This window comes from Micromonospora andamanensis (assembly GCF_016863495.1).
In the GTDB taxonomy this organism is placed as follows: Bacteria; Actinomycetota; Actinomycetes; order Mycobacteriales; family Micromonosporaceae; genus Micromonospora; species Micromonospora andamanensis.
Map to the genome: position 1 here is coordinate 387,815 of NZ_BOOZ01000002.1, position 13,586 is coordinate 401,400.

A 13,586-nucleotide genomic window follows, 5' to 3' on the forward strand; every position below is an offset into this window, starting at 1 on the left:
TCACCCGCGTCGTGGCGAGCGGTGGAGGGAGTCGGATGGCCGTCGAGGAGCGGAGTTCCGGACCCGGCACCGACGTCCTGATCCGCAAGGTAGACAGCCATGTCACAGCCCTGCGCGCCGGGTTGCAGGGCCCCGATCTCGAGTTGGCCGAGCGGCTCGCCAGTTGCCTACGTGAGCTTGTCGTCTCCACCGCGCAGGCCAGCGCGGCCGACCGGGCCCAGGTGCGGGCCGCCGTGCACTACTTCGTGCTGCGTCGCGAGAGCCGTGGCCGGTTGTTGTCCGTCCGCTCCCTGGCCGCCGCCCAGCGACTTGTCAACAGGGCCGCGTTCCAGCTCGGTCGGCCGGACCTGGTCGTCGACGGGCGCCCGGGTCGTGCCGGCGGGAGCGCCGCGCCGGACGTCGCCGCGCACAACTGATTCGGTCGCTGCGCGCTTTCGGCCGCATTGACGGCGAAAGTGTGCTCATTTCGGAAAAAGCATCCATAGCGCGCCGAACTGTCGTCTGATCGCTCCTAGGTGCCCCAACCCCCGGGGGGCGTCTCGGCCACCTCGACCGGGAGCGCGCGTGCTCGTACTGCTGATCCTGCACCTGGTGGCGGCCGTGGTGGCGCCACTGCTGGTCCGCCGGTGGGGTCCGCGCGCCTGTTACCTGCTGGCCCTGGTGCCGGCCAGCGCCTTCGGCTGGGCGTTGGTTCGCACTCCCGAGGTGGCCCACGGCGGTGCGGTGGTCGAGACGTACCCGTGGATCTCGGAACTGGGGCTGGACCTGGCGCTGCGGATGACCACCCTGTCCTGGCTGATGACCCTGCTGGTCGGCGGCGTGGGCGCGCTGGTGCTCGGCTACAGCGCCCGGTACTTCCCGCCGGACGCGCTCGGCAACTCGCGGTACGCGGGCGTGATGGTCGCCTTCGCCGGGGCGATGCTCGGGCTGGTCCTCGCCGACGACCTGCTGCTGCTCTACGTGTGCTGGGAACTCACCACTGTCTTCTCGTACCTGCTGATCGGGCACAGCAGCGAGCGTCGGTCGAGCCGCTGGGCGGCGGCCCAGGCGCTCACCGTGACCACCCTCGGTGGCCTGGCCATGCTCATCGGGTTCCTGATGCTCGGCCACCACGCCGGCACCTACCGTTGGTCGGAACTCGGGCAGCAGCCGTTGCCCGGCGGGGCGTACCTGGTCGTCGCGGTGCTGCTGATCCTCCTCGGCGCGCTGTCCAAGTCGGCGGTGCTGCCGTTCACCTCGTGGCTGCCGGTGGCGATGGCCGCGCCGACACCTGTCAGCGCGTACCTGCACGCGGCGGCGATGGTGAAGGCCGGCGTCTATCTCCTGGGCCTGCTCACCCCGGTGCTCGCCGTGGTCGGGCCGTGGCGGCCGGTGGTGGTGATCGCCGGCCTGGCCACCATGCTGGTGGGCGGTTGGGCGGCGCTGCGGCAGACCGACCTCAAGTTGCTGCTGGCCCACGGCACGGTCAGCCAGCTCGGGCTGCTGACGGTGGTCGTCGGAGTGGGCACCGCGGACGCCGCGCTCGCCGGGGCCGCCATGTTGCTGGCCCACGCGCTGTTCAAGGCGGCGCTGTTCCTCGTGGTCGGCGTGATCGACCACGGCGCCGGGACCCGGGACCTGCGCGCGTTGTCCGGGCTGCGACGCACCGCGCCGGTGCTGACCGGGGTTGCCGTGCTCGCCGCGGCGTCGATGGCCGGACTGCCACCCCTGCTCGGCTTCGTCGCCAAGGAGGCCGTGTTCGCCGCCTTCGCCGATCAGCCGCTGGTGCTGGCGGTGCTCGTCGCCGGGACCGTGCTCACCGTCGCGTACAGCATCAGGTTCGTCTGGGGTGCGTTCGCCGACCGTTCCGGCGCCGTCGCCACCGATCTGGGCCGGATCGCGCCGTCGCTGTTGATCCCGCCGGCCCTGCTGGCCGTCGTCGGGCTCGTCACCGGGCCAGCCGCCGGAGCGTTGGATCACCTGCTCCGCCCGTACCCCGAACTCTTCGGTGCCGTCGGCCAGCACCTGGCCCTCTGGCACGGACTCACCCCGGCCCTCGGTCTGTCCGTACTCGCCCTGGCCGGAGGTACCGCACTGTTCGCCCTGCGGGGCCCGTTGGCCCCGGCGGTGGCCAGGCTGCGCTGGCCGGTCACCGGCCAACGGGGGTACGAGTGGATCACGCACCGCTTCGACCGGGTCGCGGTGGACGTCACAAGCGTCACCCAGCGGGGATCGCTGCCGCAGTACCTGGGTCTCATCCTGATCGTCCTGGCCGCCGTGCCGGGCGGGGCGGTGTTCCTCATCCGGCCCTGGGAGCAGTCACTGGACCTGTGGGCCACCCCGGCGCAGCCGGTGGTGCTGCTGGTGGTCTGCGTCGCCGCGCTGCTCGCCGTGGGGGCCAGCCGACGGTTGACAGCGATGCTCCTGGTCGGCATGACCGGCTACGGCACCGCGATGCTGTTCGTGCTCTACGGCGCGCCAGACCTGGCGCTCACCCAGTTCCTCGTGGAGACCATGACCATCGCGATCTTCGTGCTGGTGCTGCGTCGACTGCCCGAGCGGTTCTCGATGCGACCGCTGCGGCGTAGCCGCTGGATCCGGCGGACCATCGGGACGATCGTCGGTACGACTGTCGCCGCGCTGGCGGTCGGGGCCGCGGCGGCCCGGCAGGCGCGTTCCATCTCCGAGGAATTCCCGCACCTCGCGGTGGAGCAGGGGCACGGCCGCAACGTGGTGAACGTGACCCTTGTGGACATCCGCGCCTGGGACACCCTGGGGGAGGCCGCGGTGCTGGTGGCCGCCGCGACCGGGGTGGCGAGTCTGATCTTCCACCAGTCCCGCACCGGGCCCCGTCCCCGTCGACGGGAGATCGCCGAGGACGCGGAACCCGCGGGCCGCGAGGTCTGGTTACGCGGTGGAGCCACCCTGCACGAGCGGCAACGGTCGATCGTGCTGGAGGTGGTCACCCGGCTGATCTCGCACACCGCTGTGCTCTTCTCCCTCTACCTGCTCTTCTCCGGGCACAACGCGCCAGGTGGCGGCTTCGCCGGTGGACTGGTGGCCAGCCTGGCCCTGACCATGCGGTATCTCGCCGGTGGCCGCTACGAGTTGGTCGAGGCGGCGCCTATCGGTGCCGGCACGGTGCTCGGCGCCGGTCTGCTGCTCGCGGTCGGCAGCGCAGTGGTCTCCCTGGTCGTCGGCGGCACCGTGCTGGAGAGCACCACTGTCGACCTGTGGCTGCCCCTGATCGGCCACTTCTACCTGGTCACCTCCCTCTTCTTCGACGTCGGCGTGTATCTGGTGGTGATCGGTCTGGCGCTGGACGTGCTGCGCAGCCTCGGCGCCGAGGTGGACCGCCACATCGAGACGGCCGGTGGGGCCGGCGGCGGGCTGGCCGGTCGGCAAGGGGAGGCGCGGCCATGAGCGCGGGCGCCAACCTGGTCTCCTTCGTCACGATCGGAGTCCTCGTCGGCTGCGGGGTGACCTTGCTGCTGGAACGCAGCCTGAGCCGGGTCCTGCTCGGCGTCATCCTGATCGGCAACGGCGTCAACCTGCTCATCGTCTTCGGCGGCCGGGCCGGGGAGCCGCCCGTGGTCGGGGTCGGCGACGAGAGCGCGATGAGTGACGCGCTGCCCCAGGCCATGGTGCTCACCGCCATCGTCATCACCTTCGGCTTCACCGCCTTCCTGCTGGCCATCAGCTACCGCAGCTGGTATCTGACCGGCGACGACGAGGTCCCGGACGACATCGAGGACCGGGAGATCGTCCGGCGGGCGGCCCGGCGCGAGGTGTCCGCCGCCGACCTGGCCAGCGAACCCGCGGTCGCCGACCCGCAGCAGGTCGACGCGCCGGCCCCACCCCGTGAGGAGGACCGGGGATGAGCCGGTACGGGCGGTGGCGGCGATGAGCACGCTCGTGCCGCTGCCGGTGGTGCTGCCGCTGCTGGGCGCCGCGCTGACCCTGCTGCTGGGCAGCCGCCCGTGGACCCAGCGGACGGTGAGCGTGGGCTGTCTGAGCGCGAGCCTGGTGGTGGCGGTGGTGCTGCTGGTGCAGGCGTACCGGGAGGGGCCGCTGGTGATGCAGATCGGCGGCTGGCCGGCGCCGGTGGGCATCGTGCTTGTCGCCGATCAGTTGGCCGCGCTGATGCTCGTGGTGTCCTCGGCGGTGACGCTCTGCGTGCTGCTGTACTCGATCGGGCAGGGTCAGGCGGAGACCGGGGAGAGTTCCCCGGTGGTGATCTTCCACCCCACCTATCTGGTGCTGACCGCCGGTGTGTGCAACGCCTTCCTCGCCGGTGACCTGTTCAACCTCTTCGTCGGCTTCGAGATGCTGCTCGCCGCGAGCTTCGTGCTGATCACCCTCAACGGCACCGCGCCCCGCATCCGCACCGGCTCCACCTACGTCGTGGTCAACGTCCTGGCGTCGATGATCTTCCTGATCTCGGTGGGCCTGGTCTACGCGGCCACCGGCACGCTGAACCTGGCGCAGCTCACCGCGCGGCTCGACGCGTTGCCGGACGGCGTACGGCTGAGCCTTCAGCTGATGCTGCTGGTGGCCTTCGGCATCAAGGCGGCGGTCTTCCCGCTGTCGGCCTGGCTGCCGGACAGCTACCCGACGGCCCCCGCCCCGGTCACCGCGGTCTTCGCCGGCCTGCTCACCAAGGTCGGCGTGTACGCGATCATCCGGACCCAGACCCTGCTCTTCCCGGGGCAGCAGGCCGGGGAACTGCTGATGGTGGCGGCCGGCCTGACCATGCTCGTCGGCATCCTCGGCGCGGTGGCCCAGTCCGACATCAAGCGGCTGCTGTCGTTCACGCTTGTCAGCCACATCGGCTACATGATCTTCGGGGTGGGGCTGAGCACTGTCGCCGGGCTGGTCGGCGCCATCTTCTACGTGGTCCATCACATCACCATCCAGACCACCCTGTTCCTGATCTCCGGACTGGTCGAGCAGCGGGCCGGCAGCACCGACCTGCGCCGCCTCGGCGGGCTGGCCCGGCTGGCACCCATGGTGGGTGTGCTCTTCTTCGTCTCGGCGATGAACCTGGCCGGCATCCCGCCCTTCTCCGGTTTCCTGGGCAAGCTCGGCCTGCTCCAGGCCGGGGTGGCCGCCGGCGGGCCGCTGCCCTGGACGCTCGTCGCCGTGGGCACCGTGACCAGCCTGCTCACCCTCTACGTGGCGAGCCGGGTGTGGAACATCGCCTTCTGGCGCTCACCCTGCGAGACGGTCGCGCCTACCGCACGACTGCCCGCCTTGATGGTCGGTGCCACTGTCGCCCTGGTGGCGCTCGGGGTGGCGCTGACAGTGGTGGCGGGTCCGCTGTTCGAGTACACCGGGCGGGCCGCGACGGATCTGATCGAGCGCACCCCGTACGTGCGCGCCGTCCTGCCGGGCGAAGCGTCATGACCGCGCCGGGCGCCCTGCCGCCCGCGTCGGCGGACCGGCAGACCCGGATGGGTCGGTGGCGTGACCAGTTGATCGCCTACGGCTGGCTGGTGCTGGCCTGGAACCTGTTCTGGGGGGAGTTCACCTGGGGCAACCTGGTGGGCGGGCTGCTTGTCGCCGCCGTGGTGCTGCTCTTCTTCCCGCTGCCGCCGGTCACCTTCCACGGCCGGCTCCGGCCGTGGGGACTGCTGGTGTTCGGCGGCCGGTTCGTCGTCGAACTGGTCCGGGCCAGCGCCCACATCGCCCGGATCGCGGTGCAGCCCGGCTACACCCCCCGTTCGGCAATCATCGCGGTGCGGCTGCGCCTGCCCACCGACCTCAACCTGGCCCTCACCGCCGAGGTGCTCTCGCTGGTGCCCGGCACGTTGATCGTGGAGGTGGACCGGGACGCCGGAATCCTCTACGTGCACGTGCTCGACGTACGTGGCCCCGCCGACCTCGACGCCCACCGGGCCCAGGTCCGCGAGGTGGAGCGGCGGATCGTCGAGGCGGTCGGCTCGAACGCCGAACTGCGCCGGGTGCGTACCGGACCCGTCGACAAGGAGTCTCCGTGACCGTCTTCCTCGCCATCGTCCTCACCAGCCTGCTGTCGGTGGCCGCTCTGCTCGCCCTCGTCCGCCTCTACCGGGGTCCGTCGCTGCTGGATCGGGTCGTCGCCGCCGACATGCTGCTCGCCACGATGGTCGGCGCCGTGGGTGCGGAGGCGGCGGTCAACCGGCACGCCACCACCCTGCCGGTGCTCGTGGTGCTCGCCCTGCTCGGCTTCGTCGGCTCCGTCTCGCTTGTCCGCTTCGCCGTCCGGGACCGGGCGTGACACCGGGTGACGTCGCCGACTGGCTGGGCGCGGGCAGCCTGGTCGCCGGAGCGTTGCTGAGCCTGGCCGCGGCCATCGGGGTGCTGCGGTTCCCGGACACGCTGAGCCGGATGCACGCGGCCACCAAGCCGCAGGTGCTCGGTGTGCTGCTCCTGCTGCTGGGCCTGGGGCTGCGGCTGCGCAGCCCCGCCGATCTGGGCATGATCGTCCTGGTCGGGGTCTTTCAACTGGCCACCGCTCCGGTCGCCGCGCAGATGATCGGTCGGGCCGGGTACCGCGCCGGGCGGGTGGACCGGAACCTGCTCGACGCCGACGAACTGGCCGACCGCTGAACCGGCCGGGCGACCACAATGAGTACGCACTCCCGCCCGACCCGGACCCCGACGCCGGTAGAATGACCGCATGATCGACTCTTCTGCCCAGGAGGGCAGCAGTAGCCAGCCGGGTAGGCCCCGGCATCCCCACGGACCGACGACCCCGGGAGCCCTGAACCTCCCGTGTTGATCCTCGTCGGCCTTCTTCTGATCATCGTCTTGACCGTCGCGACGGGGTACTTCGTCGCGCAGGAGTTCGGCTACGTCGCGGTCGACCGCGGCAAGCTGAAGCAACGCGCCGCCGAGGGTGACCAGGCGTCCGCCCGCGCCCTGGAGGTCACCGGACGGCTGTCGTTCATGCTCTCCGGTGCCCAACTCGGCATCACCGTGACCGCCCTGCTCGTCGGTTACGCCGCCGAGCCGTACCTCGGTGCCGGCCTGGCCGAGCTGCTCGGCCTGGCCGGCGTCTCCACAGGCGTCAGCCTGCCGTTGTCCGTCGCGCTGGCCCTGGTCATCGCCACTGTGGTGCAGATGGTGGTGGGCGAGCTGGCCCCGAAGAACCTGGCCATCGCCCGTCCCGAACAGGTGGCCCGGGCGTTGTCCCGTTCCACCCTGGTCTACCTGGCCATCGCCGGCCCGCTGATCAAGCTCTTCGACAAGTCTGCGGTGCGGCTGCTGCGGCGGGTCGGCATCGAGCCCATCGAGGAGCTGCCCAGCGGCGCCACCCCGGAGGACCTGGAACAGATCATCGCCGAGTCCCGGCTGGAGGGGCACCTCGACGCCGACATGTCGACCCTGCTGGACCGGGGGCTCGACTTCCGGCAGCTGACCGCGGGTGAGGCCATGGTGCCCCGGGTGGACGTGCACACCGTGCGGGCACACGAGCCGGTCAGCCGGGTGGTCGAGCTGCTCGACACCGGCCGCTCCCGCTTCCCGGTACGCGGCACGGAGGGCGTCGACGACCTGGTCGGCGTGATCGGCATCGCCGACGTGCTCCAGGTGCCGCCGGCCGAGCGCGCCAGCACCCCGGTCAGCGCGGTGGCCGTACCCCCGCTGCTGGTGCCCGAGACGCTGCCGCTGCCCACCGTGCTGGACCGGCTCCGCTCGGGGCACCGCCAGCTCGCCTGCGTGGTGGACGAGTACGGCGGCTTCGCGGGCGTCATCACCCTCGAGGACATCGCCGAGGAACTGGTCGGCCCGATCCGCGACGAGGACGACCCGCCGGAGCGGGCCCCCGCGCGGCAGGACGACGGCTCCTGGGTGGTGCCCGCCCGCTGGCGTATCGACGAGGTCGCCGACAGCACCGGCATCGCCCTGCCCGAGGGCCCGGAGTACGACACCATCTCCGGCCTGGTCATGCGGGAACTGGGCCGGGTGCCGGAGGTCGGTGACCGGTTGGAGATCAACCTGCCGGCCGACGGCGACAACGGTCAGGTCCCGCCGCGTGCCCTGGTCGAGGTGCTCGCGGTGGACCGGCACGTGGCCGACTCGGTCCGCCTCCAACTCACCGACGGGCCCGCGGAGGTGACCGCATGAGCACCGGATTCGCGCTGATCACCTCGGTGGTGCTCCTGGGGCTCAACGGGTTCTTCGTCGCCGCCGAGTTCGCTCTGGTGGCGAGCAAGCGGTACCGCCTGGAACAGGCCGCGGCCAGCGGTGGCCGGGCGGCCCGGGCCGCCCTCGACGGCGTACGCGAGCTGTCACTGATGCTGGCCGGCGCCCAGCTCGGCATCACCCTGTGCACGCTGGGTCTCGGTGCCCTGGCCGAGCCGGCGATCGAACGGCTGCTCGGTCCGCTGCTGCACGCCGTCGGCCTGCCGTACGGCGCCAGCCATGTGATCGCGCTGATCTTCGCGCTGAGCCTGGTCACCTTCCTGCACCTGGTGGTCGGCGAGATGGCGCCGAAGTCCTGGGCGATCACCCACCCGGAGCGCTCCGCGCTGCTGCTGGCGCTGCCGTTCCGGGCCTTCGCCCGGGTGGCCCGTCCGGTGCTGTCGGTGCTCAACGCGGTGGCCAACGCGATGCTGCGGCTGGTGAAGGTCAACCCGCAGGACCAGTTGGCCCAGGTGCACGGCCCCGACGAGCTGCGGATGCTGCTGGAGCAGTCCCGGGAACACGGCCTGCTCGGCGCCGCCCAGCACGAACTGCTCACCAGCATGCTGGAGTTGCAGGGCACGACCGTGGCACAGGTGATGGAACCGTTCGACCAGATCGTGACCGTCCGCCGCGACGATCCGGTGGACCGCATCGAGCAGGTCAGCCGGGACAGCGGCAGGTCCCGGCTGGCGGTGCTGGACGCCGCCGGTCACGTCTGCGGCCTGGTGCACGTCCGGGAGGCGGTGCGGGCCACGGCCGGCCGACCCGACGCCATCGCGGCCGACCTGATGAATGACGCCATCACGATCCCCGACACCGCCACGGTGACCGAGGCGGTCGCCGTGATGCGGGCCCGGCAGTCGCAACTCGCGCTGGTCCGCAACGGCGGTGGTCCGACCCGGCCGGTCGGCTTCGTCGCCCTGGAGGACCTCCTGGAGGAGGTCATCGGGGAGTTCGACGACGAGACCGATCCGATTCCACGCGCGGTACGCCGGCTCAGATAGGGGGCACACGGGTGCGGCTGACGGGGGTGTCACCGGGGTCGGGCGGTACGGGCCTGACGGTGCAGACCGCGCTGGCCAACCCGAGCACCCGCCCCGGCCTGCGACTGCCGGGGCGGGTGAACCTCATCGCCGGTTCCGTCGACGTGCCGGTCCTGCACGTCCGGCTCGGCCTGGTCAGCGCGGCCGAGCCGGACGATCCGGAGGCTCCCCGCCGGCTGGTGCAGTTCCACCAGACGCAGGTGGCCGGCGCCCTGGTGCTGCGGGCCGGACGGGCCCGCTCGATTCCGTTCGAGTTCCCGGTGCCGTGGGAGACGCCGGTGACCACGCTGGGTGGAGTGCCGCTGCTCAGCCTGCGGATGGGACTGCGTACCGAGGTGGCGATCGAAGCCACGCTGGACCAGGGCGCGATGGTGCCGGTCTTCGTCCACCCACTGCCGACCCAGCAGCACGTGCTGGCCGCCCTGGACACGCTCGGCTTCAGCGTCCGCCAGTCCGGGCTCGTCGACGCTCGGCTGCCCGGCGTGGAGCAGGCCCTGCCGCTGCATCAGCGGTGGGGCTTCTGGGTCGGTCCGCTCTACGCCGGGCCGATCACCGAGTTGGAGGTGATCTTCGTGGCCAACTCCGCAGGACTGGAGGTGATCCTCTGGTGTGACAGGCGGTTGGCGCTGGCCGGGATCACCCACACCAGCATCAGCCGGTTCCGGATCTGGCACGTCGGTGCCGACAAGCGGGACTGGGTGAGCACCGTGGACGGGTGGCTGCGCGAGGCCATCAACAGGCACGCCGCCGCCGCGGCGCATGCCGACTGGTCGGCCCCTGTCTCCGAGTCGGCCCACGTCAGTCGTCCGCCCGACCGGCCGCTACCGCCCGGCCCGGAACCCGGGGGCGACGCGGGCGGCGCCGGTGTCGGTGGCGGCGAGGGCGGTGGCGGCGGTGGTGGCGGCGGCACCTGACACCGCCCGCGCCGGCACGCCCCCATCACTGGGAGTGCCGGCGCGGTTCGTCAGCCCTGGGCGAGTTTGAGGCCGAAGCCGAGGAAGAGGGCGCCCACCGCGCTTGTCGCACCGGCCGCCAGCCGGCGGCGTCGGCTGAACTGGGCGGCCAGGAAGGTGCCCGCGAAGATCAGCGCGGTCAGGTAGAGCGCGCTCGTCACCTGGGCGATCAGGCCGAGCAGCAGGAACGACAGCGCCGGCCAGGAGTAGGTCGGGTCGACGAACTGGATGAAGAACGAGACGAAGAAGAGGATCGCCTTCGGGTTGAGCAGGCTGATTACCAGCGCCTTGCGGAACGGACTGCGGGTCGCCGCCGGCTCCGCGGCGTCGATCAGCCGCGGCGTGCTCGGGTCGTTGCGGTCCCGCCAGCGCCGCCACGCGCCGCGCAGCATGGTCAACCCCACATAGCCCAGGTACGCGGCACCCGCGTACTTGATCACGAGGAAGATCGGCGGGTACGCCTTGAGCAGCGAGGCCACCCCGGCGGCGGAGAGGAACATCAGGATCGCGTCACCGACCCAGACGCCGCTCGCCGCCTGGTAGCCGACGCCGACCCCACGGCGGGCGGCGGTGGAGAGGACGAACAGCGAGTTGGGGCCGGGCAGCAGCACGATGGCCACGGTGCCCAGCACGTACGTCCACAGGTCGGTGATTCCCAGCACGTCCGACATCATCGGGCCGACGTGGCGTGAGAGCGAAGCCTTTCCCGCAGGCTGACCTGTGCTTTCGGCCACTCGTCGACGGTCATCGAATACTGCACGGTGTCCCGCCACGAGCCGTCGGGCCGCAACCGGTGCATCCGCAGCACACCCTCCCGGGTCGCGCCGAGTCGTTCGATGGCACGCTGCGAGCGCTCGTTGCGAATGTCGGTGTGCCAGACCACCCGCACCGCGTCGAGTTCCTCGAAGGCCCGGGTGAGCAGCAGCAGCTTCGCCTCGGTGTTGATCCCGGTGCGCCACCAGGGCCGGCCGAGCATGGTGTGCCCGATCGCCACCGACCGACGTTCCGGGTCGATCTCGTAGTACGAGGTGGTGCCGACAATCGCGCCGGTGACCGCGCAGCGCTGCGCCCAGGCGACCCGCTCCTGCCGGTGCTGTTCGGCGAGCGCTGCGACGATCACCTCACGCACCTGCTCCGGCCCGGTCGGCAGCGGTCGGCTCAGGTGCTGCCAGACCTCGGCGTCGTCGGTGGCGGCGTACAACTCGTCGGTGTGGGCCTCATCGAGCGGCTCCAGCAGCACATGGGCGCCGCGCAGCACCGCCGGCTCGTGCCAGGGCGAGCGGTCCGGCCGCAGGTACGCCGGCAGTGGTGCGGTGACCCCGACGTCGGGCTCCGGCAGGCCGGGGGTCAGCCGCAGCGGTACCACCCCGGCCCAGTGCGCCAGACCCAGGTCGGCCGGGTCGTCGCCTACCTGGCCGGTGCGGGTGCGCAGCGACACCTCCACAAGTGGCAGCGCCAGCACTGCGGTCTCGGCCAGCTCCCGCCGGCTCGGGGGGCGACTGTCCGCCGCGCGGCCGGTGCCGACCTTCTCCACCAGGGCGGTCAGCACGTCGGCCTTCTCATCCGGGTCGGTGACCAGGTGAGCGGTGCCGTGCGCGACCACCGACCGGTAGTTGGCGCTGTGGTGGAACTGGGAGCGACCGTAGACCAGCCCGTCGAGAAGGGTGACCGCGACGCAGACCGGCAGGCCGTCGGTACGGGCGGCGAGCAGCGGTCGACTGCCGGTGGAGCCGTGCAGGTAGAGCGTGTCGCCGACGCGCACGTGCAGCGTCGGCAGCACCCGGGGCTCGCCGTCCACGGTGAACCCCAGCGCGCAGTGGTACGCCTCGTCGAGCACGGCGTGCGCGGCGGTCCGGTCGTAGCTCATCCGGTCCCGGTAACGGCTGGCGGTGGTGCGGGTGGTGTGCGGGTACATGCTTCCACCTTTGTTCTAGTACAATCCCATATTTGTGTCAGCACGCTATCAGGTGACGGGTTCGACGGCTGTCGAGATTTCCGCGAGCATCGAGTCCGGCATCCGCGACGCCGCCCTCGCCCCCGGTGACCCACTGCCACCGGTCCGCGCCCTCGCCACCGCCCTGGCCGTCAGCCCGGCCACCGTGTCCCGCGCCTACGCCGAGCTGCGTCGGCGGGGGCTCATCGTCACCGCCGGTCGGCACGGCACCCGGGTACGCCCCCGACCGCCTGTCACCGCCCGCCGGGCGGCGCTACGCCCGCCACCCGCACCCGGGCTACGGGACCTGTCCCGAGGCGCACCCGACAGGCGACTGCTGCCACCGCTGGGTCGGCACCTGACCGCCCTCGCCGACGCCGCCGACGACCCGGTCGGCTATCCCGACGTCGGCGTACTCCCCGAGATGGCCGAGGTGGCCGGGGCCCGGCTGGCCGCCGACGGGGTGCCCGCCCCCGGACTGACCCTCACCGGCGGCGCGCTTGACGGCATCGAGCGCCTGCTCGGCGCGCACCTGCGGCACGGCGACGCGGTCGCCGTGGAAGACCCGGGTTGGGCCGGGCTGCTCGACCTGCTCGCCGCCCTCGGGCTGCGGCCGATCGGGATACCGATCGACGACGACGGGCCGATCGTCGCGGGAGTCGCCGCGGCCCTGGACGCCGGAGCGCGAGCGCTCATCGTGACCAGCCGGGCCCAGAACCCCACAGGCGCAGCGGTCTCCGCCGACCGGGCCAACGCCCTGCGCACTCTGCTCGCCGGACGTGCCGACCTGCTGCTGATCGAGGACGATCACGCTGCCGAACTGGCCCGCGTACCGCTGCACCCGCTCGCCGGGGCGACCACCCACTGGGCGTTCCTCCGCTCGGTGAGCAAGCCCTTCGGCCCCGACCTGCGACTGGCCGTGCTGGCCGGAGACGAGACCACTGTGGCGCGGGTGGCCGGCCGGATCCGGATCGGCGCCGGCTGGGTCTCCACAGTGCTGCAACGGCTCGTGCTGTCGCTCTGGGACGATCCGGAGGTGACCGCCCTGGTCGACGGGGCGGCGGAGAGCTACGAACGGCGACGGAACGCCCTGATCACCGCCCTGGCTGAGCGCGGCCTGCCCGCGCACGGCCGCACCGGGATCAACGTGTGGATACCCGTGGACGATGAGACAAGCGCGCTGACCACCCTGCGGGACGCCGGCTGGGCGGTCGCGCCGGGCGCGCTCTACCGCCTCGCCGGCCCGCCGGGGCTGCGCATCACCGTCAGCGACCTGCACGAGAAGGAGATCCCTCCGCTCGCCGACGCGGTCGCCCGCGCGGCCCGCCCCGCCCCCGCACCAGGCTTCACCGCCTGACCGACCCACCCACCACCCACCACCCACCACCCACCCCACACCCGGCGCAGACGTGCGACAGCACCATCCCCCGACGTTGCCGCCTGAGCTGGGGTTGCGGTGACAGTGCCCAGGATGTGTCGCCTGGATGGGTTCGAGGCAGCAACATCCCC

General features: G+C 72.0%; 13 protein-coding genes. 11 read left to right on the plus strand and 2 right to left on the minus strand.

Annotated elements, in window-relative coordinates; genetic code table 11:
- Window positions 1-35 precede the first annotated feature (35 nt).
- The 10 genes from Van01_RS02400 (at window position 36) to Van01_RS02445 (ending at window position 10,105) form a co-directional block, all read left to right on the plus strand.
- A complete protein-coding gene (locus tag Van01_RS02400; RefSeq protein ID WP_203998818.1) occupies window positions 36-416 on the plus strand; it encodes a hypothetical protein in 381 nt (126 codons plus the stop codon).
- Between the two features lie 148 nt (window positions 417-564).
- The gene (locus Van01_RS02405; protein WP_203998821.1) at window positions 565-3,402 is read left to right on the plus strand and encodes a Na+/H+ antiporter subunit A; all 2,838 of its coding nucleotides are present in this window, start codon (window positions 565-567) and stop codon (window positions 3,400-3,402) included.
- Window positions 3,399-3,860 carry a Na(+)/H(+) antiporter subunit C gene (locus tag Van01_RS02410; protein WP_203998824.1) on the plus strand — a complete coding sequence of 154 codons (462 nt, stop codon included), beginning with the start codon at window positions 3,399-3,401 and terminating at the stop codon, window positions 3,858-3,860. Before Van01_RS02405 ends, Van01_RS02410 begins: the two co-directional genes overlap by 4 nt.
- Window positions 3,861-3,882: 22 nt before the next feature.
- Window positions 3,883-5,385 carry a Na+/H+ antiporter subunit D gene (locus Van01_RS02415; RefSeq protein WP_203998827.1) on the plus strand — a complete coding sequence of 501 codons (1,503 nt, stop codon included), beginning with the start codon at window positions 3,883-3,885 and terminating at the stop codon, window positions 5,383-5,385.
- The gene (locus tag Van01_RS02420) at window positions 5,382-5,978 is read left to right on the plus strand and encodes a Na+/H+ antiporter subunit E (protein ID WP_203998830.1); all 597 of its coding nucleotides are present in this window, start codon (window positions 5,382-5,384) and stop codon (window positions 5,976-5,978) included. Before Van01_RS02415 ends, Van01_RS02420 begins: the two co-directional genes overlap by 4 nt.
- Window positions 5,975-6,238 carry an MrpF/PhaF family protein gene (locus Van01_RS02425; protein WP_203998833.1) on the plus strand — a complete coding sequence of 88 codons (264 nt, stop codon included), beginning with the start codon at window positions 5,975-5,977 and terminating at the stop codon, window positions 6,236-6,238. The genes Van01_RS02420 and Van01_RS02425 overlap by 4 nt, the downstream gene beginning before the upstream one ends.
- The gene (gene mnhG, locus Van01_RS02430) at window positions 6,235-6,570 is read left to right on the plus strand and encodes a monovalent cation/H(+) antiporter subunit G (RefSeq protein WP_239098816.1); all 336 of its coding nucleotides are present in this window, start codon (window positions 6,235-6,237) and stop codon (window positions 6,568-6,570) included. The genes Van01_RS02425 and mnhG overlap by 4 nt, the downstream gene beginning before the upstream one ends.
- A gap of 165 nt (window positions 6,571-6,735) precedes the next feature.
- Window positions 6,736-8,088 (plus strand): hemolysin family protein, encoded by a 1,353-nt coding sequence (locus Van01_RS02435; protein ID WP_203998836.1) that lies wholly within the window; start codon window positions 6,736-6,738, stop codon window positions 8,086-8,088.
- The gene (locus Van01_RS02440; RefSeq protein WP_203998839.1) at window positions 8,085-9,152 is read left to right on the plus strand and encodes a hemolysin family protein; all 1,068 of its coding nucleotides are present in this window, start codon (window positions 8,085-8,087) and stop codon (window positions 9,150-9,152) included. Before Van01_RS02435 ends, Van01_RS02440 begins: the two co-directional genes overlap by 4 nt.
- Window positions 9,153-9,163: 11 nt before the next feature.
- Window positions 9,164-10,105, plus strand: a complete 942-nt coding sequence (locus Van01_RS02445) for a sporulation protein (protein WP_203998843.1) — start codon at window positions 9,164-9,166, stop codon at window positions 10,103-10,105.
- A 50-nt stretch (window positions 10,106-10,155) separates the two neighbouring features.
- On the opposite strand, the gene leuE is transcribed toward Van01_RS02445, so the two are convergent.
- Together leuE and Van01_RS02455 are read right to left on the minus strand one after the other, a co-directional pair.
- Window positions 10,156-10,818, minus strand: a complete 663-nt coding sequence (gene leuE, locus Van01_RS02450) for a leucine efflux protein LeuE (RefSeq protein ID WP_203998846.1) — start codon at window positions 10,816-10,818, stop codon at window positions 10,156-10,158.
- A complete protein-coding gene (locus Van01_RS02455; protein ID WP_203998849.1) occupies window positions 10,815-12,059 on the minus strand; it encodes a bifunctional pyridoxamine 5'-phosphate oxidase family protein/GNAT family N-acetyltransferase in 1,245 nt (414 codons plus the stop codon). The genes leuE and Van01_RS02455 overlap by 4 nt, the downstream gene beginning before the upstream one ends.
- Before the next feature lie 34 nt (window positions 12,060-12,093).
- On the opposite strand from Van01_RS02455, the gene Van01_RS02460 reads away from it, so the two are divergent.
- Entirely contained in the window at window positions 12,094-13,434 is a 1,341-nt protein-coding gene (locus tag Van01_RS02460; protein WP_203998866.1) for an aminotransferase class I/II-fold pyridoxal phosphate-dependent enzyme, read from the plus strand.
- Window positions 13,435-13,586: the final 152 nt, after the last annotated feature.

Bases quoted from the DNA above. Each gene is read 5' to 3' on its own strand.
- Van01_RS02400 (WP_203998818.1), top strand. From the start codon at position 36: ATGGCCGTCGAGGAGCGGAGTTCCGGACCCGGCACCGACGTCCTGATC.
- Van01_RS02410 (WP_203998824.1), top strand. From the start codon at position 3,399: ATGAGCGCGGGCGCCAACCTGGTCTCCTTCGTCACGATCGGAGTCCTC.
- Van01_RS02415 (WP_203998827.1), top strand. From the start codon at position 3,883: ATGAGCACGCTCGTGCCGCTGCCGGTGGTGCTGCCGCTGCTGGGCGCC.
- Van01_RS02420 (WP_203998830.1), top strand. From the start codon at position 5,382: ATGACCGCGCCGGGCGCCCTGCCGCCCGCGTCGGCGGACCGGCAGACC.
- Van01_RS02440 (WP_203998839.1), top strand. From the start codon at position 8,085: ATGAGCACCGGATTCGCGCTGATCACCTCGGTGGTGCTCCTGGGGCTC.
- leuE (WP_203998846.1), bottom strand. From the start codon at position 10,818: ATGATGTCGGACGTGCTGGGAATCACCGACCTGTGGACGTACGTGCTG.
- Van01_RS02455 (WP_203998849.1), bottom strand. From the start codon at position 12,059: ATGTACCCGCACACCACCCGCACCACCGCCAGCCGTTACCGGGACCGG.